21 protein-coding genes and 1 pseudogene are annotated in these 20,445 nt (G+C 44.9%); 11 read left to right on the top strand and 11 right to left on the bottom strand.

All coding sequences use genetic code 11. From position 1 onward, the window contains the following. The first annotated feature begins 44 nt into the window (after positions 1 to 44). Positions 45 to 1,433 carry a class II fumarate hydratase gene (gene fumC, locus MHB62_RS17115; protein WP_019712953.1) on the top strand — a complete coding sequence of 463 codons (1,389 nt, stop codon included), beginning with the start codon at positions 45 to 47 and terminating at the stop codon, positions 1,431 to 1,433. Between the two features lie 39 nt (positions 1,434 to 1,472). Here fumC and MHB62_RS17110 read toward each other — a convergent pair whose 3' ends face one another. After that, the gene (locus MHB62_RS17110; RefSeq protein WP_003243192.1) at positions 1,473 to 2,348 is read right to left on the bottom strand and encodes a TetR/AcrR family transcriptional regulator; all 876 of its coding nucleotides are present in this window, start codon (positions 2,346 to 2,348) and stop codon (positions 1,473 to 1,475) included. 167 nt (positions 2,349 to 2,515) lie between these two features. Between MHB62_RS17110 and spxO the strand changes: the two genes are divergently transcribed. Continuing rightward, a complete protein-coding gene (gene spxO / locus MHB62_RS17105) occupies positions 2,516 to 2,680 on the top strand; it encodes an anti-adapter protein SpxO (protein WP_003221681.1) in 165 nt (54 codons plus the stop codon). 27 nt (positions 2,681 to 2,707) lie between these two features. On the opposite strand, the gene cssS is transcribed toward spxO, so the two are convergent. Next, entirely contained in the window at positions 2,708 to 4,063 is a 1,356-nt protein-coding gene (gene cssS, locus MHB62_RS17100) for a secretion stress-responsive two-component system sensor histidine kinase CssS (RefSeq protein ID WP_003228527.1), read from the bottom strand. Next, positions 4,060 to 4,737: a secretion stress-responsive two-component system response regulator CssR gene (gene cssR / locus MHB62_RS17095; protein ID WP_003228529.1), complete on the bottom strand. Its 678-nt coding sequence runs from the start codon at positions 4,735 to 4,737 to the stop codon at positions 4,060 to 4,062. Before cssR ends, cssS begins: the two co-directional genes overlap by 4 nt. Positions 4,738 to 5,014: 277 nt before the next feature. On the opposite strand from cssR, the gene htrB reads away from it, so the two are divergent. Further along, positions 5,015 to 6,391: a serine protease Do-like protein HtrB gene (gene htrB / locus MHB62_RS17090; RefSeq protein ID WP_003228534.1), complete on the top strand. Its 1,377-nt coding sequence runs from the start codon at positions 5,015 to 5,017 to the stop codon at positions 6,389 to 6,391. A gap of 43 nt (positions 6,392 to 6,434) precedes the next feature. Here the strand turns inward: htrB and mrgA are convergent, their stop codons facing one another. Both mrgA and MHB62_RS17080 read right to left on the bottom strand, forming a co-directional pair. After that, positions 6,435 to 6,896, bottom strand: coding sequence for a metalloregulation DNA-binding stress protein MgrA (mrgA, locus tag MHB62_RS17085; RefSeq protein ID WP_003228537.1), 462 nt, complete (start codon positions 6,894 to 6,896; stop codon positions 6,435 to 6,437). A gap of 89 nt (positions 6,897 to 6,985) precedes the next feature. Further along, positions 6,986 to 7,828, bottom strand: a complete 843-nt coding sequence (locus MHB62_RS17080; protein ID WP_019712952.1) for an oxidoreductase — start codon at positions 7,826 to 7,828, stop codon at positions 6,986 to 6,988. A gap of 133 nt (positions 7,829 to 7,961) precedes the next feature. Between MHB62_RS17080 and MHB62_RS17075 the strand changes: the two genes are divergently transcribed. The 4 genes and pseudogenes from MHB62_RS17075 (at position 7,962) to MHB62_RS17060 (ending at position 11,663) form a co-directional block, all read left to right on the top strand. Continuing rightward, positions 7,962 to 9,758, top strand: a complete 1,797-nt coding sequence (locus tag MHB62_RS17075; protein ID WP_019712951.1) for a M3 family oligoendopeptidase — start codon at positions 7,962 to 7,964, stop codon at positions 9,756 to 9,758. Positions 9,759 to 9,867: 109 nt separating this feature from the next. Continuing rightward, positions 9,868 to 10,305: a YusW family protein gene (locus MHB62_RS17070; RefSeq protein ID WP_014477935.1), complete on the top strand. Its 438-nt coding sequence runs from the start codon at positions 9,868 to 9,870 to the stop codon at positions 10,303 to 10,305. Positions 10,306 to 10,522: 217 nt separating this feature from the next. Next, positions 10,523 to 11,350 carry an ABC transporter ATP-binding protein gene (locus MHB62_RS17065; RefSeq protein WP_080015536.1) on the top strand — a complete coding sequence of 276 codons (828 nt, stop codon included), beginning with the start codon at positions 10,523 to 10,525 and terminating at the stop codon, positions 11,348 to 11,350. 24 nt (positions 11,351 to 11,374) lie between these two features. Continuing rightward, a pseudogene (locus MHB62_RS17060) lies at positions 11,375 to 11,663 on the top strand (YusU family protein). 19 nt (positions 11,664 to 11,682) lie between these two features. Here the strand turns inward: MHB62_RS17060 and MHB62_RS17055 are convergent. Then, positions 11,683 to 12,570, bottom strand: a complete 888-nt coding sequence (locus tag MHB62_RS17055; RefSeq protein ID WP_019712949.1) for a LysR family transcriptional regulator — start codon at positions 12,568 to 12,570, stop codon at positions 11,683 to 11,685. A 133-nt stretch (positions 12,571 to 12,703) separates the two neighbouring features. On the opposite strand from MHB62_RS17055, the gene MHB62_RS17050 reads away from it, so the two are divergent. Further along, the gene (locus tag MHB62_RS17050; protein ID WP_019712948.1) at positions 12,704 to 13,444 is read left to right on the top strand and encodes an SDR family NAD(P)-dependent oxidoreductase; all 741 of its coding nucleotides are present in this window, start codon (positions 12,704 to 12,706) and stop codon (positions 13,442 to 13,444) included. Between the two features lie 18 nt (positions 13,445 to 13,462). Continuing rightward, on the top strand, positions 13,463 to 13,846 hold the full coding sequence (locus tag MHB62_RS17045) for a tautomerase family protein (protein WP_015251261.1): 384 nt from the start codon (positions 13,463 to 13,465) through the stop codon (positions 13,844 to 13,846). A 35-nt stretch (positions 13,847 to 13,881) separates the two neighbouring features. Here the strand turns inward: MHB62_RS17045 and mdtP are convergent, their stop codons facing one another. The 4 genes from mdtP to MHB62_RS17025 form a co-directional block, all read right to left on the bottom strand. Further along, on the bottom strand, positions 13,882 to 15,507 hold the full coding sequence (gene mdtP / locus MHB62_RS17040) for a multidrug efflux MFS transporter MdtP (protein ID WP_003228559.1): 1,626 nt from the start codon (positions 15,505 to 15,507) through the stop codon (positions 13,882 to 13,884). After that, positions 15,504 to 15,971 (bottom strand): MarR family transcriptional regulator MdtR, encoded by a 468-nt coding sequence (gene mdtR, locus MHB62_RS17035; RefSeq protein ID WP_032722493.1) that lies wholly within the window; start codon positions 15,969 to 15,971, stop codon positions 15,504 to 15,506. Before mdtR ends, mdtP begins: the two co-directional genes overlap by 4 nt. Positions 15,972 to 16,129: 158 nt before the next feature. Next, a complete protein-coding gene (locus MHB62_RS17030; RefSeq protein ID WP_003222766.1) occupies positions 16,130 to 16,462 on the bottom strand; it encodes a spore coat protein in 333 nt (110 codons plus the stop codon). A 12-nt stretch (positions 16,463 to 16,474) separates the two neighbouring features. Beyond that, positions 16,475 to 16,720: a hypothetical protein gene (locus MHB62_RS17025; RefSeq protein ID WP_032722492.1), complete on the bottom strand. Its 246-nt coding sequence runs from the start codon at positions 16,718 to 16,720 to the stop codon at positions 16,475 to 16,477. Between the two features lie 94 nt (positions 16,721 to 16,814). On the opposite strand from MHB62_RS17025, the gene MHB62_RS17020 reads away from it, so the two are divergent. After that, positions 16,815 to 17,723, top strand: coding sequence for a proline dehydrogenase family protein (locus MHB62_RS17020; protein WP_032722491.1), 909 nt, complete (start codon positions 16,815 to 16,817; stop codon positions 17,721 to 17,723). 24 nt (positions 17,724 to 17,747) lie between these two features. On the opposite strand, the gene MHB62_RS17015 is transcribed toward MHB62_RS17020, so the two are convergent. Continuing rightward, positions 17,748 to 17,894 (bottom strand): YuzL family protein, encoded by a 147-nt coding sequence (locus MHB62_RS17015; protein WP_003240817.1) that lies wholly within the window; start codon positions 17,892 to 17,894, stop codon positions 17,748 to 17,750. A 175-nt stretch (positions 17,895 to 18,069) separates the two neighbouring features. Between MHB62_RS17015 and MHB62_RS17010 the strand changes: the two genes are divergently transcribed. Continuing rightward, the gene (locus MHB62_RS17010; protein WP_220562295.1) at positions 18,070 to 20,439 is read left to right on the top strand and encodes a 3-hydroxyacyl-CoA dehydrogenase/enoyl-CoA hydratase family protein; all 2,370 of its coding nucleotides are present in this window, start codon (positions 18,070 to 18,072) and stop codon (positions 20,437 to 20,439) included. The last annotated feature ends 6 nt before the right edge of the window (positions 20,440 to 20,445 follow it).

The following is a 20,445-nucleotide window of genomic DNA, read 5'->3' as shown; positions in this document are numbered from 1 at the left end:
CGAATTATGATCTATTGAAGCAACCGTTATGGAGGGATACATAAATGGAATACAGAATTGAACGAGACACCATGGGAGAAGTAAAAGTTCCTGCTGATAAATTTTGGGGCGCCCAAACACAGCGAAGCAAGGAGAACTTTAAGATCGGTTCTGAAAAAATGCCGATGCGTGTTGTGAAGGCGTTTGCAATATTAAAACGAAGCACAGCTCTAGCTAATAAACGCCTCGGCAATCTGGATGCTGAAAAAGCAGAAGCGATTGCAGCGGTTTGTGATGATGTGCTCAAAGGCAAGTACGATGACAACTTCCCGCTTGTCGTATGGCAGACCGGAAGCGGCACACAAAGCAATATGAACATGAACGAAGTGGTAGCCAACCGTGCGACTGCTTTATTAAATGAGAAGAACTCTGATCAAACGATTCATCCAAATGATGACGTGAACCGAAGCCAAAGCTCAAACGACACATTCCCGACGGCGATGCATGTTGCCGCTGTTTTGGCTGTTTACGAGCAGCTTGTGCCGGCGCTTGATCAGCTTCGCAATACACTGGATGAAAAAGCAAAAGCATACAATGATATTGTCAAAATCGGACGCACGCATCTTCAGGATGCTACGCCACTGACCCTCGGACAGGAAATCAGCGGATGGGTTCACATGCTGGACCGTTCGAAGGAAATGATTTTGGAAGCGACAGATAAAATGCGTGCGCTTGCAATTGGTGGAACGGCTGTCGGAACGGGTATCAACGCCCACCCAGAGTTTGGAGAGCTTGTCTCAGAAGAGATCACTAAGCTGACCGGCCAAACGTTTAGCAGTTCACCGAATAAATTTCACGCGCTGACAAGCCATGACGAAATCACTTATGCGCATGGCGCATTAAAAGCGCTTGCGGCTGACTTAATGAAAATCGCGAACGATGTCAGATGGCTCGCAAGCGGACCTCGCTGCGGCATCGGGGAGATCGTCATTCCTGAAAATGAGCCGGGAAGCTCCATTATGCCTGGTAAAGTCAACCCGACACAAAGCGAAGCGTTAACAATGATCGCAGCGCAAATCATGGGGAACGATGCGACAATCGGCTTTGCTGCGAGTCAGGGAAACTTTGAACTGAACGTGTTTAAGCCTGTTATTATTTACAACTTCCTGCAATCTGTGCAGCTGCTCAGTGACGGCATGAATTCATTCCATGATAAATGTGCTGTCGGTATTGAGCCTAATAAAGAAACCATTCAGGAAAACCTGTCAAATTCATTAATGCTTGTTACGGCGCTGAACCCGCATATCGGTTATGAAAACGCGGCGAAAATCGCCAAGCTTGCACATAAAGAGGGATTGACGCTCAAAGAAGCAGCTTTGAAGCTTGAATTGCTGACAGAGGAGCAATTTAACGAAATGGTTAAGCCGGAAGACATGGTAAAACCAAAGGCGTAATAGTAAGAAAGAACGGCTGCTTTTTAAGCAGCCGTTCTTCTAAATATGTTGCTGTTTTAATAAATATTTAAGCTGTTCCGCATCTTTGGCGAGAGCTTCAGACTCCGTCAGATTATGAATCATTCCTTTTATGATCGCCAGCTTCGGTGTTTTTTTCTTCATTTCTGCTTCAAGTATGTCCAAGCTCTCCGATAATTCAAGAGAGGAGTTTGTGTTTAAGCTGTTAATTTTGTCACGTAGGCTTTTCACAATCGATTCAGTCAGCGGGTCAGGCCGTCCGTGCGTAAGAGGCCCGAATAAAGAGCTCGCCTCTTCCAATGTGATGAAAGGCTTATCGTTTCGTTCAGACATGCCTTTTACCATATCATCAATTCGATTCATAATGATATCAGCTAATTGAGACGGCTTCACAGTGTACCCGAGCAAAATCATGCATTCCAGGTAAATCTGGCTGATGCCCTCTATTAAAAAACAAAGCTCAGCAGTGTACGGTTCCGCTTTTTTTCCATAGATGTTCAGCAGGCTGTCGATATGAAATTGAAGTGAGGACTGGCGGATTTTTTTTGCGCATTGCTCCACTTCTTCTGTGTAAGGCAGAGAACCCTCCTTCAACTGCATGCTGATAAAATCTTTGTGTTCAAGAATGTTTTCATAGAGGACGGTCAGCTGTTTACGGTAAGCCGTTCTGGGGCTGTCGCCCTTCGTTTTAATATTTAAAATTCGGGTAAACGTTTTATCATAATAGTAGTTCAGCATAGAGAGAAGAAGCGCTTCTTTCGAAGGAAAATAAATATAAAAAGCGCCTTTAGATATTTTGCACTCTTTTGCGATTTCCTGGACTGATGTTGAGTTGTATCCTTTTTGGGCAAATAGTTTTAAGGCTGTTTCAATAATCAGTTTTTCTTTTTCCTTCAATGGTTCCACCCTTTCGGAGCCCGGAGGCCTGCTAGGATATGACCATGTAGTCACACCGTCTGTTATAAAATTAACCTTATTGTAACTTGTTTTTTTATCATGTATTATTTATATTATAAATTGAGATGACCGAATGGTCAAAGCTCAAGCGAAAGGGTGAATCTAGAATGAGAGAATTGGACGAAATGATCAGCCGCTTGCGAAACAGAGGAATCAAAGTGGAGAAAGTCAAATATCCGAAGCAGACCTTGTCAGAGAAAAAATGGGTTCATCAATGCAAACAGCCGCTCAAAACAAATTACAGAGATTTTAACGGCTATTCTTTCACATAAAAAAATAGACTGCAAAACATCTACAGTCTATTTTGGCACTGCTATGCGGTATGTTACACCCGTTTTGTCATTTTCAATTGAGATAGATGCCTTATGAAGAGTTAAAATTCGTTTTACGATGCTTAGACCAATGCCGAATTCGCCTTTCTTCCCTTTATTAAAAGGCTCATAGAGGCTGGAGAGCATCTCATCTTCAATATGCGGACCGTCATTTTTAATGGTGATCACGATATTTCGATCATCTTGTTTCATGCTGATTTCTATTTTTGTCTCAGCATAGCGGATTTGATTTTCCAAAATGTTTTCGAGGAGTTTGTTCCATTGCTCCGGATCGCCCGGCATCAAAATATCCTCTTCTACATCAATTTCCCACGATAGTTCTTTCCGCGCCCACTTCAATCGTTCGATGACTTCTTCTGTCACTTCCACAATACTGAACATGTCGTGCTGCACTTTTTGCTTCGCTAAATAATCCAGCTTCGTTAAATATAATAAATCCTTTATTTTTTTCTCCAGCTTAAGAGCTTCGCATTCAATAACATCTACAGTGTTTTCAAGGTCTCCTTTAGGAAAAATCCCGTCTTTAATTGATTGTGTATAGCCTCTGATGACCATGACCGGCGTTTTTAAATCATGAGAGATATTTTGCAATAGAGTTCTTTCTGTTTCATCCTTTTGCACAAGCTTTTGGCGCATCTCTTCGATGGTATGGCCCAATTTGCCGATTTCATCTTTCCGGTCCACTTTTACTGGGTCATCCCAATCCTGTTCAGAAATCCGTTTGACGTGTTTTTCAAATGATACAAGAGGCCTTGATAAATACTTTGCAAGCCAAATAGCCGGAATCCAGCTTAATAAAATGACGACAGCTATAATAAACAGAAGCTGTTTGAACAAGGTATAGGCCAAATCGTCCCGATAAGAATCAAGCGCGTAAGAGAGCATCATCGCTGATTGTCCATTGACGGAAAGTCCCTTTTTAATGACAAAAAACACTTTCTCTCCATTGACGTCGGCGCTGTAACGTTTCTTTTTAGCTTCCTGCTTATCAGCCAGCTTGTACACCTTGTGGATAAATGAAGATGACAGAATGCTTAAATCCTTGTCTGAAGAAGCCTCTTCATTTTCAGGAAGGAGCACGTGCTGTACGGAGCGGACAGTTGTCGGCGCCGTCGCTTCCTCGCTGTAATAGCGCCTTTCAATCGAACCTGGCAGGCGGTACTCTGTCAGAACATGCTGCTCATTTTCAATCGTCGTATACGTTTCATTAGTGAAAAAATCTCGCAGCGTGTTTGAAAATAACACAAGCAGTAAAATCGATATCGCTAACAGGATGCCGGATATGACAACCCATATCTGAAACGCGAGCGGCTTGTTTTTCATGATGACATCATCCTGTAGCCGAAACCGTAAATCGTCTCCACCTTCAATTCAGGCATCTTTCTGCGCAGTCTCCGGACGAGATCATCAACGACCCGGTCTGTTCCGAAGTAGTCATGTCCCCACACTTTTAGGAGGATATCCTCACGAGAGTATGGATGCCCTTTATGATGGATAAATAATAGCAGCAGATCAAATTCCTTTGACGTCAAATTGATGATATTCCCGTTTTCGTCATAGACCTCGCGGGCGTCTTCAGCGACCCGATACGAGGAGACGGCAATTTCATTTTTTTGGACAGGAGGAGCTTCCTTATATACGAGCTGCAGCAGCTTTTGCACACGGATAATCAGCTCCCGCGGCAAAAACGGCTTTGAAATGTAGTCATTGCTGCCAAGCTCTAAGCCAAGCACTCTGTCAATATCCGCATCTCGGGCGGAAATAAAAATGACCGGCACGTCAGGATCTTTCGCCTTGATTTCTTTTATTAATGTATAGCCGTCGGTATCCGGCAGCATGATATCGAGAATCCATAGGTGGGGAGACGGTGTCATTTTCTTTCTGGCGTCTTCACCTTTCGTAAAAGATGTAATGTTCCAGCCCTCATTCTCTAAATACTTCGTCAGCAGTTCATTCAGGTTATCCTCATCTTCAACTAGATAAATGGTGTATGACAAGGCTCTTCACATCCTTTCAACGTCATTATAAACTAGTTTTAACATACGGCAGGCAATTTTCATAATTTCACATATTCTTTTCATTTTTATCCCACAATGTTTGTTTATGATATGGTTAAGGGAAGAAAGGAAGAGAAAAAGAGCGAGGAAGATGTAGGATGATCAAACATATTCTATTTTGGTGCTTTGCTTTTCTCCTCATTATTGGGACAATTGAACTTGTACATGCGATGAATATGTAACGATAAATGAATAACCGTTAAAGGAGTGTAAGAACATGGATTATCGACGTGATGGCCAAAACGATCAACATCAAACTGAACCTTCACATACAGAACAGCAGAATACAGAAAACCAGAAGCTGATTGGACATTCTGAACAAGAATTGCTTGACGCGCCTGTGTCGTATGAAGCGGGACGGCAGGAAACGGCTTCTGCTTTAGAAATGGAAAAGCAAGAAACGGCTGTGAAAAAAGAAAAGAAACGGAGAGCCGCATGGCTGAGCCCGATTTTAGGCGGTATTATCGGCGGGGGCCTCATGCTTGGCATCGCGCCTTATCTGCCGTCAGACCAAAATCAGGCGACCGAAACCGCTTCCGCAAATAAACAGGTGCAGTCTGATAATTTTACAACGGCGCCGATAACGAACGCATCAAACATCGCTGATATGGTAGAGGATTTAGAGCCTACGATTGTCGGAATCTCAAATATCCAAACCTCTCAAAATAACACATTCGGCACGGGAGGAGGCTCCAGCTCAGAAAGTGAAAGCGGAACCGGGTCAGGTGTTATTTTCAAAAAAGACAGCGATAAAGCGTATATCATTACAAACAACCATGTCGTTGAAGGCGCGAACAAGCTGACTGTTACGCTATACAACGGAGAAACGGAAACTGCCAAGCTTGTCGGCAGCGATACCATTACTGATTTGGCAGTTTTGGAAATCAGCGGCAAGAATGTAAAAAAAGTGGCGAGCTTTGGTGACTCTTCACAGCTGCGCACTGGCGAAAAGGTAATCGCTATCGGTAACCCGCTCGGACAGCAGTTTTCCGGTACAGTGACACAAGGTATCATTAGCGGACTGAACCGGACAATTGATGTGGATACAACACAGGGGACGGTGGAAATGAACGTGCTGCAAACCGATGCAGCGATCAATCCGGGGAACAGCGGAGGCCCATTAATCAATGCAAGCGGCCAGGTCATCGGCATCAACAGCTTGAAGGTGAGCGAAAGCGGCGTGGAATCACTTGGATTTGCGATCCCAAGCAATGATGTCGAGCCGATTGTTGACCAGCTGCTGCAAAACGGGAAGGTGGACCGTCCGTTTTTAGGCGTGCAGATGATTGACATGTCACAAGTTCCTGAAACCTATCAGGAAAATACGCTCGGCCTGTTTGGAGATCAATTGGGCAAAGGTGTTTATGTAAAAGAAGTTCAAGCAAATTCGCCGGCAGAAAAAGCAGGTATTAAATCTGAGGATGTCATTGTCAAACTAAACGGTAAAGACGTGGAAAGCAGTGCGGATATCCGTCAGATCCTTTACAAAGACTTAAAAGTCGGAGATAAAACAACAATCCAAGTGCTGCGAAAGGGAAAAACGAAAACGTTGAACGCAACACTGACCAAGCAGACAGAAAGCAGTTCAAGCTAAGAAAAAACAAAAAGCTGAACCCGATTAAGGTTCAGCTTTTTTGTTACCCTAAATAAGAGGAAAGCATCCACACTTGTTTTTCAACTTCTTCAATTAATCCGACAAACAAGTCCGCTGTCGCATTGTCTTGATTTTCTTCAGCCAGGCCGATCACGAATTTAGATTCGCTGCTGATTTGTTTGTAGTCGTTTACCAATGCTTGTACCATTTCTGATGCTGATGTTTCGTTTCCGCCGTCTGTGATAGATGCATGCTCAGTGTATTCTTTCACTGTGGCAACAGGCTGTCCGCCAATCGCCAGCAGGCGCTCAGCGATGGTATCCACTGTTTCAGCCGCATGGTCATAAAGTTCTTCAAATTTCTCGTGCAATGTAAAGAAATGAGGCCCTTTCACATACCAATGGAAACGGTGGAGCTTAGAGTATAAAAGAAACCAGTTTGATAATTGTGTGTTCAGTGAATTCTCAACTAATGTTTGATTTGTTTTTGCGTTTTCAGTTTTCATAAGATAACGTCCTCCTTGTGATCTGTTGACTTAATTATATCATATACTAAATAAAAATCAATACTAAATTATAATAATTATAATTTAGATCAGCTGAATAGCTTTTTCTTCAGGATAGACTCCCACGCAGACCAAGGAAAAAGCGATCGGAACAGCAGGGTGAGCTTGATGCCCTTTCCGATCGGGTATCGCAAATTCTTTATGTGCTGTTTTGTTGCCAATTGATAAATGAGGTCGGCAACCTCTTGGGGATCTCCGCTTTCTTCTCCGTTTTTTTGAACATAGGAAAGGATCTTTTTATAGTATTGATGATAGGCTGAATCGTCAGCAGGCACCGACATAAAATTTGATAATGACGTTGACCAGATCGATGTCTTGTATGAGCCCGGCTCGATCAAAGCGGTTTCGATACCGAACGGAAGCAGCTCGATACGCAGGCTTTCAGAAAAACCTTCCAATGCATGCTTGGAAGAAACATATGGCGACAGCGCTGGGAATCCTGTCAGTCCGCTGATGCTGCTCACGTTTATAATCTTTGCGCCGCCATGCTTTCTTATGTAAGGCAGCACGGTTTTTGTCACATGGATCACACCGAAGACATTCGTTTCAAATTGTTGTCTGAAATGTTCCATCGGCACATCCTCGATAAATCCTCCATAAGCCGTTCCGGCGTTGTTAACGAGTAAATCGATCGGGGTGTAAGCACTAACAGCTTTTCCGAATGAGACTATAGATTGTTCATCGGTGACATCGAGAGCTGTAATGTGAATAGAATCAGACACATTGTGTGCTGCAGCCAATTCTCGAAGCTGTTCCGCTTTTTCAGGCTGTCTTGATGTGGCTATCACGAAAAATGATCGGGCAAGCTTTACAGCTGCCAGCAGACCGAAGCCGCTGGACGCTCCTGTCACGATGGCTATTTTTTTATTCATCCTAACCCTCCTATTAAACTGCTACAGCTATTGTACTATCCTGAACACGAAATGACGCCTGTAATAGAAATTTTTATACAATAATTCAGAATTGTTCTATAATAGAACGAAAGAAGGAAAGGGGTTTTGTGATATGGCGCTGCAAGGGGTAGGCCAAAGATGGGATCTTGATTCATTTTTTAAGGGCGGGAGCCAATCGGAAGAATTCAAAGGTTATATTGAGAAGCTGTCACAAAGTCTGCGTGCATTTCAAGACAGGACTGATGCGTTTCAGGTGCCTGAATCGCCTGAAGAGGCTGAAGGGCTGACCGCGTTGCTTGATTTATTCGAACAGACATCCGTCAAGCTTCAGCAGGCCGGCGCTTTTGTTGCTTGCCTCCAGGCCCAGAATATCAATGATCAAAAGGCTATAGAGCATCAGGCACTCATGAATCGGCTTTCCGCAGATTTTCAATCGTCGCTCGTTACATTAGATCATAAACTTGTGGACATTAATCAAGACGTGTGGAATGAATTGTTAACAAAACCGGGATTGCGCGATGTTTCTTACATATTAAATGAAAGAAGACAGAGGGTTGCCGAAAAGCTTAGCCCCGGTAAGGAAAAACTGATCGGAAACCTTGCGGTGGACGGATATCACGCTTGGAGTGACTTATACAATATGGTTGTCGGGAAAATGACGATCCCGTATGAGGAAAACGGTGAAAACAAGCAATTGTCTGTCGGTCAGGCGGAGAATATGATGGATCATCAAGACCGTACTGTCAGAAAAACAGTATATGAACGTTTCCGCCAAGCTTGGGAGAGCAAGCAAGATATTTTCAGCAGCACGCTGAATCATTTGGCGGGATTCCGGCTTGAAACCTATAAAGCGCGCGGCTGGGAGAATGTCCTGAAGGAACCGCTGCAAATTAACAGGATGAAAAAAGAAACACTTGATACGATGTGGCAGGTCATCACTGAAAACAAGAAGCCGTTCGTTCAGTTTTTGAACCGGAAAGCATCCATGCTCGGCCTTGAAAAACTCAGCTGGTACGATGTCGAGGCACCGATCGGTTCTGACGGAAAGGTCTATTCGTATGATGAAGCCGCAAATATCATTACCAGCCAGTTTTCAACGTTTGGCAAAAAGCTGTCCTCATTCACTGAAAAAGCGTTTCGGGACGGCTGGATTGAGGCGGAAGACAGGAGCGGAAAAAGAGTCGGCGGCTTTTGCACCAGTTTTCCGGACAGCGGGGAATCCCGGATTTTCATGACATTTTCGGGAAGCGCCTCAAATGTCTCTACCCTTGCGCATGAACTCGGGCACGCGTTCCATCAGGAAGCAATGCTCAACGTCAGGCCGTTAAACCGTTCCTACGCCATGAACGTTGCAGAAACAGTTTCAACGTTTGCAGAGATGATAGTGGCGGACGCGACTGTCCAGCAGGCCGAGACGAGGGAAGAAAAGCTTGTTCTTCTGGAGGATAAAGTGCAAAGAAGCGTTGCGTTCTTCATGAACATTCACGCAAGATTTCTATTTGAAACGAGATTCTACGAGGAACGAAAGCGGGGAGTGGTACCGACCAGCCGCTTGAATGAGCTGATGGAAGAGGCGCAAAGAGAGGCATACTGCAATGCGTTAGAAGAATATCATCCGCTTTTTTGGGCATCAAAGCTTCATTTTCACATCACGAGGGTGCCGTTTTACAATTTCCCTTATACATTCGGCTACCTGTTTTCTCTTGGCATTTACGCGCTGGCGCTTGAAGAAAAAAACGCATTCGAAGAGAAGTATATGGCGCTATTGCGCGATACGGCTTCTATGACAGTGGAGGATTTGGCGATGAAGCATTTGGGTGCTGACATTACGAAGCGCGATTTCTGGGAGAATGCCATCAAGCTGGCTGTGCGTGACGCCCAAACCTTTTTACAAATGACCGAATCTTAAAGAAAAAGCCGTGGCGTTAAATGCCCCGGCTTTTTCAATTCTTCTCTGAATGAGGATTTCATTCTCTGGATATACCTAAAATAAATGGAATCCTACAGGGGGGAAACATATGCATTTGATCAGAGCAGCCGGGGCTGTATGTCTCGCAGTGGTTCTGATTGCGGGCTGCCGTTTCAATGAAGACCAGCAGCAGGCAGAAGGAGAAAATACAGCCGTCACCCAGCTGAAGTCCGTTCCCTACAGTAATTTTTCGCTTCGTGTGAGCTACGGGGATGGTGAGCATAACCGTTATGAAGGAATCTATACAAAGAACGGAACTCAGGAAAAAGCGGAAATACAGGATAAGCTCTCCGGTGTCAATCAGGAGGGAGAAGAAGCATTGGATGAGATGAAAATGATTTTGAGCGAGCTTTCCGTAACAGACCAAATGGCTGAAACAGAAGTGATACACAGTGTGCTGGCAGCATTTAATCTGGACAGTCATTATGATCATATCGATTTAAAATTGAAGCTGAAGGACGGCTCCATCAGAGAAATCAAGAAGTAATCTTGTGATAAAAAACCCATAAACGTCAATTATGTCCATAAAACTAATTGAAAATGATTTTCAAAGTCAGTGTTTTCTGCTACAATGAGGGATATATGACCATATCAAATGGCTGAATATCGGAATCACTTGCATTGATGATAATTGACTTAAAAGCATGTATATAGAAAACGTGCAATACATAGTGCTGCTAAAAAGCCAGCAAAAAGGAGCGGTTATGGGTATGAGTGCAATTTCTACAGAAACGCTGAGCTTAGGATACGGGGATGCCGTTATTATTGATGAGTTGAATTTAACAATTCCCAAAGGTGAAATTACCGTATTTATTGGCAGCAATGGCTGCGGAAAATCGACACTTTTACGTTCATTAGCGCGCCTGATGAAGCCGAGAGGCGGTTCAGTGCTGCTGGAAGGAAGAGCGATTGCCAAGCTTCCGACGAAGGAAGTCGCAAAAGAGCTCGCAATCCTGCCTCAAGGTCCTTCGGCTCCTGAGGGGCTGACGGTGCATCAGCTGGTGAAGCAAGGAAGATATCCTTACCAAAACTGGCTGAAGCAGTGGTCAAAAGAGGATGAGGCAGCAGTTGAAAGAGCGCTTAAAGCAACAAAGCTTGAGGACATGGCTGACCGCGCCGTTGATTCTTTGTCAGGCGGACAGCGCCAGCGGGCTTGGATCGCGATGACGCTTGCCCAGGAAACGGATATCATCCTTCTTGACGAGCCGACGACGTATTTAGACATGACGCATCAAATTGAAATTCTTGATTTGCTGTTTGAGCTGAATGAAAAGGAAGACCGGACGATTGTTATGGTTCTCCATGACTTAAACTTGGCGTGCCGCTATGCACATCATCTTGTGGCCATAAAAGACAAACGGATTTATGCAGAAGGCCGTCCGGAAGAGGTCATCACTTGTGATCTTGTGCAAAATGTGTTTTCTATGAACTGTCAGGTTACACAGGACCCGCTCTTCGGAACGCCTCTTTGCATTCCTCATGGCAGGGGCAGATGCATTGTCCAGGAAGCGGCTTTCACATCACATGGATAAATAACGCAGCGAAGGAGCTTTCAATTGAGAAAGCTCCTTGCTGTTTTTTTTGAAAGGAAGATGGAAAATGGAACAAAAACTTCAGGAGCAGCTGGATGGATTGCTGGAGAAGTATACTGAGCTTCTGCTTGGTGAGACAAACGATGAGCTAAAAGAAGAAGTGAAGCAATGGATTTTGTACACGCATATAGCCAAGAGCATGCCTCCGCTCGCTAAGCATTGGAATGCGACATACCCCGACGCAAAGCAGGGCATTAAAGAGATCATTCAGCATATTAAGGAATTAAATGAAGCGCATCGAAACAAACAATAGCCAAAAAGCAGTCTGTACATTATAGCAGACTGCTTTTTTGTGATTCAGCCGTTTTATCTGGGGTAAAGGAATCCATAAAGGTTCTCAGCGCGCTGCTGATAAACGAATCTTTTCGAACAATAAACTCTGTTTTCATCTGGCTGAGCGCTTCAGGCAGCGGGTACAATCGAATTGATCCTTCTGCTTCATGTTTCTGCACAACCGTTCTTGGCAGCAACGAGATGCCAAGACCTGCTGTAACCCCGCCGATAATTGCTTCAAGCGTCCCAAATTCCATAATGACCGGCTGTGTGACACCGACGGAACGCAGCCATTTTTCAAGTGTTTCTCGATACGAACAGCCTGTGCTGTAAACGAGAATCGGCTTTGTGATGGCTTCCTCAACATCGGGCACGGAGGCAGCCGAAACAACTACTGGTTCTTCCTCAAACGCAGGATAGGATTCGAGCTCAGGATGATGGCATTCGCATCCGATAAACGCGCCATCCAATTCATAACGAAGAACTTTATCAAGGAGAAATTGCGTATGTCCTGTTGTTAAAGATAGCTGGACGTTTGGATGTTCTTCATAATAAGATGCCAGGAGCTTTGGAAGCCTTACCGCGGCGGTTGTCTGAGTGGAGCCGATCATAAGCGGCCCGCTTGGTTCTGCGGAGGATGAGAGCGCTTTAGACGCTTCATCAAGCAGGCCGATAATTTTATTTGCGTAGTCCAGCAGCAATTTTCCGCTTGCAGAAAGTGTCATGCCCCGATTATGGCGCAAAAACAGTGTGGTACCCAGCTCAGCTTCCAATTGTTGAATTCTGGCCGTGACATTCGATTGTACATAGCCAAGCTGCAGGGCTGCTTTCGTAATGCTCCCTTCACGAGCTACCATTTGAAACACACGTAAATCTCCGCTTTCCATTTTGAACTCCTCCGTTCGTTTACTATCAATCTGAGTGATATCTAGTATCTTTAACAATCATTATACGTAACATCAAAGCTGGATTACAATGGAATCAGAAATATACTTTAGTCAACAGCAAGGAGTGGCGGCAATGAATGTCTTGAACAAAATAGCTCTCGTAACGGGGGGCGGCACAGGAATCGGAAAAGCAGCCAGTATGGAATTGGCAAAGCGCGGGGCGATTGTGGCGGTGAATTATTCACGCTCGCAATCAGAAGCGGAGGAAACAGTGGAAATGATTCAAAAAGCTGGCGGGCAAGCCTTCGCCATCCAAGCAGATGTATCCAAAAACAGCGACGTGCAGGATATGATTCAAGCAATCGTGAACACACACGGCACGGTTGATATTTTAGTCAACAATGCCAGCATTACACGGCATATTCCAATGGATGATCTTGAGGCTGCGACAGAAGACGTCTGGGATGAGCTGTATGCCGTCAATGTGAAAGGGATGTTTTTCTGCGCGCGGGCAGTGGTTCCGTTCATGAAGAAAAGCAAGGACGGGGCGATCGTAAACGTCGGCAGCATCGCAGGGATAACTGGTGCCGGCTCATCTATGCCTTACGCAGTATCAAAATCAGCGGTGCACGGTTTAACGAAATCATTGGCCCACGCCTTAGCGCCTGAAATCAGAGTGAGCGGTGTAGCACCAGGAGCTGTGGCAACGAGATGGTGGGCCGGACGGGAAGAAAAAATGAAAAGCATGATCGGCTCTTTGCTGCTGCAGTGTATTGCTGAACCAGATGATGTTGCCAAATTGATTTGTTCACTAATTGAACAGGAATCACTCACAGGCCAAATTATCACAATTGACAGCGGACAGACGCTGTAAAGAAAGGGATGCAGGGAGATGCCATTTGTACAGATTCATTTACGGTCGGGAAGAAGCGAAGCGTGGCTTCAAAAACTGAGCAGGACTGTCCACCAATCGATGATTGAAGAAATCAATGTGCCGGAAGATGACTATTTCCAAGTCATCAGACAATATGAAAAAAGCGAATTTTTTTATGATCCATTTTATCTCCAAGTCGAGCGAACTGATGAACTGATATACATTCATTTTACACTGAAACAGTCAAGAACAACTGAACAGAAAAAAGCACTTTACCGCTCAATCGCGAGCCGGATTCATTCCGAGCTTGGTGTCAGAAAAGAAGATGTGTTTATCATGCTGGCCGGAAATCAGGCTGAGGATTGGTCTTTCGGAAATGGAAGAGCCCAGATGATTGAATAAAAAACCCCGCGGATTGATACCCGCGGGGTGCTCTATTAATGGGAAGGTGATTCAACGGCTTTTGCCGCCTTCTCTTTTTCTTGTTGGTCTTCCGCTTTCTTATTTGATAGCTTGATAGGTTTTAAGAACAAGGTGAATACGGCTCCGACTGCGATAAAGATCAGGCCTGTATAAAACACGCTGTGGAGCGAATCCATCAACGATGTTTTTAAAATCGGCACAATATGGGATGAGAAAGCCGCAGGGATTTGTTTGACCGCGTCCGGACTGAACAGTGATTGCAGCAGCCCTTGCGGATTTGTATCAATCATACCCTTTAGCTGGGCGGCAAACGAGCTTGCCTGTGCCGGAAGAGAGTCTAAATATGGCACCAATTTATCTGTTAATAGATTTCCTGATCTCGCATTCATTACGGCTCCCAGCATGGTAATGCCGAATGTTCCGCCGATAGAACGGAAGAATTGGCTGGATGAAGTGACAACTCCAAGCTCCTCCTTCGAAAAGCTTTCCTGTAAAGCCAATGTCAGAATCGGCATAACAAGACCCATTCCCAGACCAATAATCGCCATAAAAGATGTAGCGACAAGCTTGCTCGTGTCGAGATCCAATGTCGTTAACAGCAGGAATCCGCCGGCCATAACCAGCATGCCTGTAATGATTTGCGGTTTAATCCCAATTTTATAAACAAGCTGTCCGCCGATGATACTTGTGATAATCATAGAAATCATCATCGGTGTCATAATTGTACCCGATTCAGACGCACTTACACCGACAATTCCCTGCATAAAGAAAGGAACAAACGTAATGGCGCCAAACATACCGATACTCATAAAGAAGCCGATCAAGTTTAGAAATGTAAATGTTCTGTTTTTAAATAAATACATTGGCAGGATTGGCTCTTTTGCTTTTGATTCTACGATGATAAAGCTGACAATGCCGATCAGTGCGAGAGCGAACAACCCAAGAATCTGCCATGAATCCCATGCATAATCTTTTCCGCCAAAGCTTAAGGCGAGCAGGAGGCTGACCACACCGACAATCATTGTGAAAATACCAGCGATATCGAAGTTGATCGGGCCAGTCTGCTGGCGTCCCTGTAATCCTCTGGCAATAAAAATAACCGCAATAATTCCGACTGGCAGGTTAATATAGAAAACCCATTTCCAGTTTAACGAGTCTACAATCCAGCCGCCGATTTGCGGCCCAATCACTGAAGCCAGCCCGTAAATCGCGCCAAAGACACCTTGGAATTTAGCACGCTGTTTTCCTGTGAACAAGTCACCGATAACAATCATCGCCATCGGCATCATGATGCCTCCGCCGATTCCCTGCAGTCCACGGAAGATAATCAATTCCGTCATGTTGTTGGCCATTCCGCACAAAGCAGAAGCGGCCATAAAAATAATCAAACCTGATACATAGACAATGCGGCGTCCCAATAAATCAGCCAGTTTACCGGCAATTGGAACAATGGTTGTTGATGTTAACAAATATGCAGTTGTCAGCCAGGTCATCATGCTCAAACCGCCCAGATCACCGACAATTTTCGGCATGGCCGTTCCGACAATGGTACCGTCAAGGGCTGAAAAAAACATGGCAATAATTAAGCCTGTTATTAATAACGTTCGTTTTGATTGTTTGCCTTCTTTACTCATTTTCATACGTTTCCTCTTTTCATGTTTTGCTTTTCATCCGTTTCTGCTGCTTGTGCGAGCTTTGCTGTAATATGCGCCGCCTGCAGCATCTCCTCCTCCGTCAAAAAGGAAAGATAGCGCGCCATAATGGCCTTTCTGCCTGCCAGAATCTCCTCGAACTTTCTGTCTCCTTCGTCAGTAAGACTGAGATCAATCACTCGCCTGTCTTTTGTGTTGTGTGTTCTGGCGATAAGATTTTTTTGTTCAAGGCGATCTGCCATCAGCGTCACCGCGCTTGGCTTCACCTCCATACGCTCGGCAATTTCAGAAACTTTGAGGCTGCCGTGTTTCTTTAGGCTGGCCAGCACAAACAGCTGCGCTGGGGTGACACCTTGTTTCTCCATGCTTTCCAGCATTTCAGGCTGTATCTTTTGAAAGAGCGCCTGAAGCGATAATTGAATATCGGACATTAACTGATCCGCACTCTTCATATTCATTTCCCCTCTGTTACATACACTGTATATATATTTTAATGACAAAATAGTTAATGCTTATTAAATATAAATAAGCGTAAATGAAAAGTCAACTGATTTTAAACAAAAAAAGGATAGATGCCCTAAAGAACATCGTATCCTTTTTACTAATGTTGTTATTGCTGATAAGGAGACTGCTGCTGAATGGTCTGCTGGAATTTTTGATAGGACTGCTGCAGCTTTTGTGCATCCTCCGCTTCAACAGAATACCATCCATATTGGAACATGAGATCATATAGTTTTCTTTGCGCTTTTTGTGACTCATCAAAAATGGATTGAATATCCTGATAAAGAGACTCGTGGCTGAATTCGTGCAAAGCAGTGCAATAAGCTGTTGTCATGTATTTTTCGGTTGTCAGCAATTCGTTGACGAAATCTCTGTCATTCATTTCCGATGTTGTCGGTACAGGTGTCTGCGGGTTGCTGATTTTTTGATTTTGCTGATTCATTCTGGCGCCTCCTTATTGGATGTAGCCGGACTGCTGCTGGCCTGGCTGCAGGTGCTTTAATATTCTTTGATAGTGATCATGATGCATGTGTCCGACGCGGTCGAGTTCTTGCTTTAACGTTTGATCCTGGCACTGCTGCGCCATGAAATGCGCTTTTTTCATCGCGAGCAAATTCCAGTTCAGCATGTCATTGAGATACAAATGATCCTTTGTCGAAATAACGGAAGGCGGCATTTGAAATTGCTGCTGATTATCCATTGTGATCCTCCTTTGGTTTCTGTTCATTTTATAGTTTCCTTCAGACTGGGAGTTATATACAGGTGTTTTGAAGATGACGGCGGGAGGGAGTCGGATGTTGAGACATGTGTTTTTATTCTTATCTCAAAATAAAACACTTACCAAGTTCGCAAAAGCATACGGAACGCGGCTTGGAGCACGAAGGTTTGTCGCAGGGGATACGATTGAATCGGCGGTTAAGACCGTCAAAAGGCTAAACAGATCCGGTTTGTGTGCAACAATTGATTATTTAGGCGAGTATGCAGCTTCGGAAAAAGAAGCAAACCAAGTCGCAGAGGAATGCAAGAAAGCCATTCAAGCCATTGCCGAACATCAATTGGACTCAGAGCTTTCACTTAAGCTGACCTCAATCGGGCTCGATCTTTCAGAAGAACTTGCTCTTACTCATTTGCGCGCCATTCTTTCCGTTGCGAAGCAATATGATGTTGCTGTGACCATTGATATGGAAGACTATTCCCATTATGAACAGACACTTTCTATTTACAGGCAATGCAAACAGGAATTTGAGAAGCTCGGCACGGTCATTCAGGCGTATCTGTACCGGGCGGCAGAAGATATCAGAAAGATGCGGGACTTAAAGCCGAATCTCAGACTTGTAAAAGGCGCTTATAAAGAATCTGCGGCCGTAGCGTTTCCCGACAAAAGAGGAACGGACCTTCATTTTCAGAGCTTAATAAAGCTGCAGTTGTTAAGCGGGAACTACACGGCTGTCGCCACACATGACGATGACATCATTGCATTTACGAAACAGCTCGTCGCCGAACATCAAATCCCCGCATCGCAATTTGAGTTTCAAATGCTATACGGCATCAGGCCGGAGCGTCAGAAGGAACTCGCCAAGGAAGGCTACAGAATGCGTGTGTATGTCCCATATGGAACGGACTGGTTCAGCTACTTTATGAGAAGAATTGCCGAACGGCCTGCCAATGCAGCGTTTGTGTTAAAAGGAATTTTGAAAAAGTGAAAGCAGCCGCGGGAAGCAGCTGCATTATGATTGTTCCATGTTATGTTTTTTATACTGCTGATTTTGACTTGTCCGTTTTCCGCCGCCGTAATGCTGAGTCGGACCGGCATCTCCCTTTACGCTCGCCGCGCTGACTGCCGCTGAAGACGGATTTTTTTTCTCTCGTACCATTCCCTTCACCTCCGGGCTTAAGTTGCCCGACTTTTATAGGCTTCATACAAAAAAAATAACAAATTAGCTATTGAAGTCGAACCGGAAATCTTTTAAGATGAAAGAAGAAACGGGTTTCATTTTTTTTAGTCAAAAAATGAATGACTATTCATTCAATGTTCAAGGGGGATATCTCATGCACAAACACATTCGGAAGGCAGCCGTTTTAGGATCGGGGGTAATGGGTTCCGGGATAGCGGCGCATTTGGCTAACATCGGAATTCCTGTCCTGCTGCTAGATATTGTGCCGAACGATTTGACAAAGGAAGAGGAAAAAAGGGGGCTGATGAAGGACAGTCCGGAGGTGCGCAGCAGGCTGAGCCGGCAGGCGATGAAAAAACTGCTGAAACAAAAGCCCGCTCCCCTCACATCAGCGAAAAATACCTCCTATATTACACCTGGCAATCTGGAGGATGATGCAGAAAAACTGAAAGAAGCAGATTGGATTATTGAGGTCGTTGTCGAAAACCTTGAAGTCAAAAAGAAAATTTTCGCTCTTGTGGATGAACATCGAAAGACTGGAAGCATCGTCTCAAGCAACACATCCGGCATATCAGTGCAGGAAATGGCTGAAGGCCGGTCGGATGATTTTAAAGCCCATTTTCTCGGAACGCATTTTTTTAATCCCGCACGCTATTTAAAGCTGCTGGAGATCATTCCGATTAAGGAAACGGATCCTGATATTTTAAAGTTTATGACAGCTTTCGGAGAAAATGTCCTCGGGAAAGGCGTTGTTACAGCAAAGGACACACCGAACTTTATCGCAAACCGCATCGGGACTTACGGGCTTCTCGTGACAGTCCAAGAGATGCTGAAAGGCGGTTATCAGGTCGGGGAGGTTGATTCGATCACAGGACCGCTGATCGGCAGGCCGAAAAGCGCCACCTTTAGAACGCTTGATGTGGTCGGTCTCGATACATTCGCCCATGTTGCCCGAAATGTGTATGACAAAGCTGATGGCGATGAAAAAGAAGTGTTTCGCCTTCCAAGCTTCATGAACGATATGCTGGAAAAAGGGTGGATCGGAAGTAAGGGCGGCCAAGGCTTTTATAAAAAAGAAGGAAAAACGATTTATGAGCTTGACCCAGTGACGCTTACTTACGGCGAGCGGACAAAAATGAAAACACCGGCACTTGAAGCGGCAAAACAGGCAAAAGGGACAAAAGCCAAAATGAAAGCGCTTATTTATTCGGATGACAGGGCCGGCCGATTGCTGTGGAATATCACATCTCAAACCCTGCTTTACTCAGCCGAGCTGCTTGGCGAGATTGCCGATGATATTCATGCGATTGACCAAGCCATGAAGTGGGGATTCGGCTGGGAACTGGGCCCTTTTGAAATGTGGGATGCCATCGGCCTCAAGCAGTCAGTGGAAAAGCTTGAGCAGCTTGGAGCAGATATGCCTGGCTGGATAAAAGAGATGCTGGATAAAGGAAATGAAACCTTCTACATCAAAGAGAACGGAACGGTATTTTATTATGACCGCGGCGAATACAGAGCCGTGAAAGAAAACAAAAAACGAATTCATTTACAAGCACTTAAAGAAACAAAAGACGTGATTGCGAAAAACAGCGGAGCAAGCTTAATTGACCTTGGAGATGATGTGGCCCTTCTTGAATTTCATTCGAAAAGCAATGCGATCGGCCTTGATATCATTCAAATAATCCACAAAGGATTAGAGGAAACAGAACGGAATTACAAGGGGCTTGTCATCGGCAATCAAGGGAAAAATTTCTGCGTCGGCGCGAATCTAGCCATGATCTTAATGGAAGTCCAAGATGACAACTTTTTGGAAGTTGATTTTGTGATCCGCCGTTTTCAGGAGACGATGATGAAGATCAAATACAGTGCGAAACCGGTCGTCGCCGCGCCATTTGGCATGACGCTCGGCGGAGGAACGGAAGTATGCCTGCCTGCGGCGCGTACTCAAGCGGCAAGCGAAGCCTATATGGGCCTTGTTGAATCAGGTGTCGGCCTCATCCCTGGCGGAGGGGGAAACAAAGAGCTGTACATCAATCATCTTCGCTGCGGCCTTGATCCGATGAATGCGGCAATGAAAACATTTGAAACGATTGCAATGGCGAAAGTGTCCGCTTCCGCTCAAGAGGCTCGTGAGATGAACATCTTAAAAGAAACGGATCAGATCAGCGTGAATCAAGACCACCTGTTATACGATGCGAAGCAGCTAGCCGCATCTTTATACGATACCGGCTGGCGGCCGCCTGTAAAAGAAAAGGTCAAGGTGCCGGGAGAAACCGGTTATGCGGCACTCTTGCTTGGCGCTGAGCAGATGAAGCTGTCCGGCTATATATCTGAGCATGATTTCAAGATCGCGAAAAAACTCGCTTATGTCATTGCGGGCGGAAAAGTGCCGTTTGGTACAGAGGTTGATGAAGAGTATTTATTGGAGATCGAAAGAGAAGCGTTTTTGAGTTTGGCAGGAGAAGCAAAATCTCAAGCGAGAATGCAGCATATGCTTGTGAAAGGTAAACCTTTACGGAATTAGGAGGGA

This window comes from Bacillus sp. FSL K6-0255 (assembly GCF_045040725.1).
Lineage (GTDB): Bacteria > Bacillota > Bacilli > Bacillales > Bacillaceae > Bacillus > Bacillus subtilis.
This window is presented reverse-complemented; position numbering and strand designations above follow the sequence as displayed.

Bases quoted from the DNA above. Each gene is read 5' to 3' on its own strand.
- fumC (WP_019712953.1), top strand. From the start codon at position 45: ATGGAATACAGAATTGAACGAGACACCATGGGAGAAGTAAAAGTTCCT.
- spxO (WP_003221681.1), top strand. From the start codon at position 2,516: ATGAGAGAATTGGACGAAATGATCAGCCGCTTGCGAAACAGAGGAATC.
- cssS (WP_003228527.1), bottom strand. From the start codon at position 4,063: ATGAAAAACAAGCCGCTCGCGTTTCAGATATGGGTTGTCATATCCGGC.
- htrB (WP_003228534.1), top strand. From the start codon at position 5,015: ATGGATTATCGACGTGATGGCCAAAACGATCAACATCAAACTGAACCT.
- mrgA (WP_003228537.1), bottom strand. From the start codon at position 6,896: ATGAAAACTGAAAACGCAAAAACAAATCAAACATTAGTTGAGAATTCA.
- MHB62_RS17080 (WP_019712952.1), bottom strand. From the start codon at position 7,828: ATGAATAAAAAAATAGCCATCGTGACAGGAGCGTCCAGCGGCTTCGGT.
- MHB62_RS17075 (WP_019712951.1), top strand. From the start codon at position 7,962: ATGGCGCTGCAAGGGGTAGGCCAAAGATGGGATCTTGATTCATTTTTT.
- MHB62_RS17070 (WP_014477935.1), top strand. From the start codon at position 9,868: ATGCATTTGATCAGAGCAGCCGGGGCTGTATGTCTCGCAGTGGTTCTG.
- MHB62_RS17065 (WP_080015536.1), top strand. From the start codon at position 10,523: ATGGGTATGAGTGCAATTTCTACAGAAACGCTGAGCTTAGGATACGGG.
- MHB62_RS17055 (WP_019712949.1), bottom strand. From the start codon at position 12,570: ATGGAAAGCGGAGATTTACGTGTGTTTCAAATGGTAGCTCGTGAAGGG.
- MHB62_RS17050 (WP_019712948.1), top strand. From the start codon at position 12,704: ATGAATGTCTTGAACAAAATAGCTCTCGTAACGGGGGGCGGCACAGGA.
- MHB62_RS17045 (WP_015251261.1), top strand. From the start codon at position 13,463: ATGCCATTTGTACAGATTCATTTACGGTCGGGAAGAAGCGAAGCGTGG.
- mdtP (WP_003228559.1), bottom strand. From the start codon at position 15,507: ATGAAAATGAGTAAAGAAGGCAAACAATCAAAACGAACGTTATTAATA.
- mdtR (WP_032722493.1), bottom strand. From the start codon at position 15,971: ATGAAGAGTGCGGATCAGTTAATGTCCGATATTCAATTATCGCTTCAG.
- MHB62_RS17030 (WP_003222766.1), bottom strand. From the start codon at position 16,462: ATGAATCAGCAAAATCAAAAAATCAGCAACCCGCAGACACCTGTACCG.
- MHB62_RS17025 (WP_032722492.1), bottom strand. From the start codon at position 16,720: ATGGATAATCAGCAGCAATTTCAAATGCCGCCTTCCGTTATTTCGACA.
- MHB62_RS17020 (WP_032722491.1), top strand. From the start codon at position 16,815: ATGTTGAGACATGTGTTTTTATTCTTATCTCAAAATAAAACACTTACC.
- MHB62_RS17015 (WP_003240817.1), bottom strand. From the start codon at position 17,894: ATGGTACGAGAGAAAAAAAATCCGTCTTCAGCGGCAGTCAGCGCGGCG.
- MHB62_RS17010 (WP_220562295.1), top strand. From the start codon at position 18,070: ATGCACAAACACATTCGGAAGGCAGCCGTTTTAGGATCGGGGGTAATG.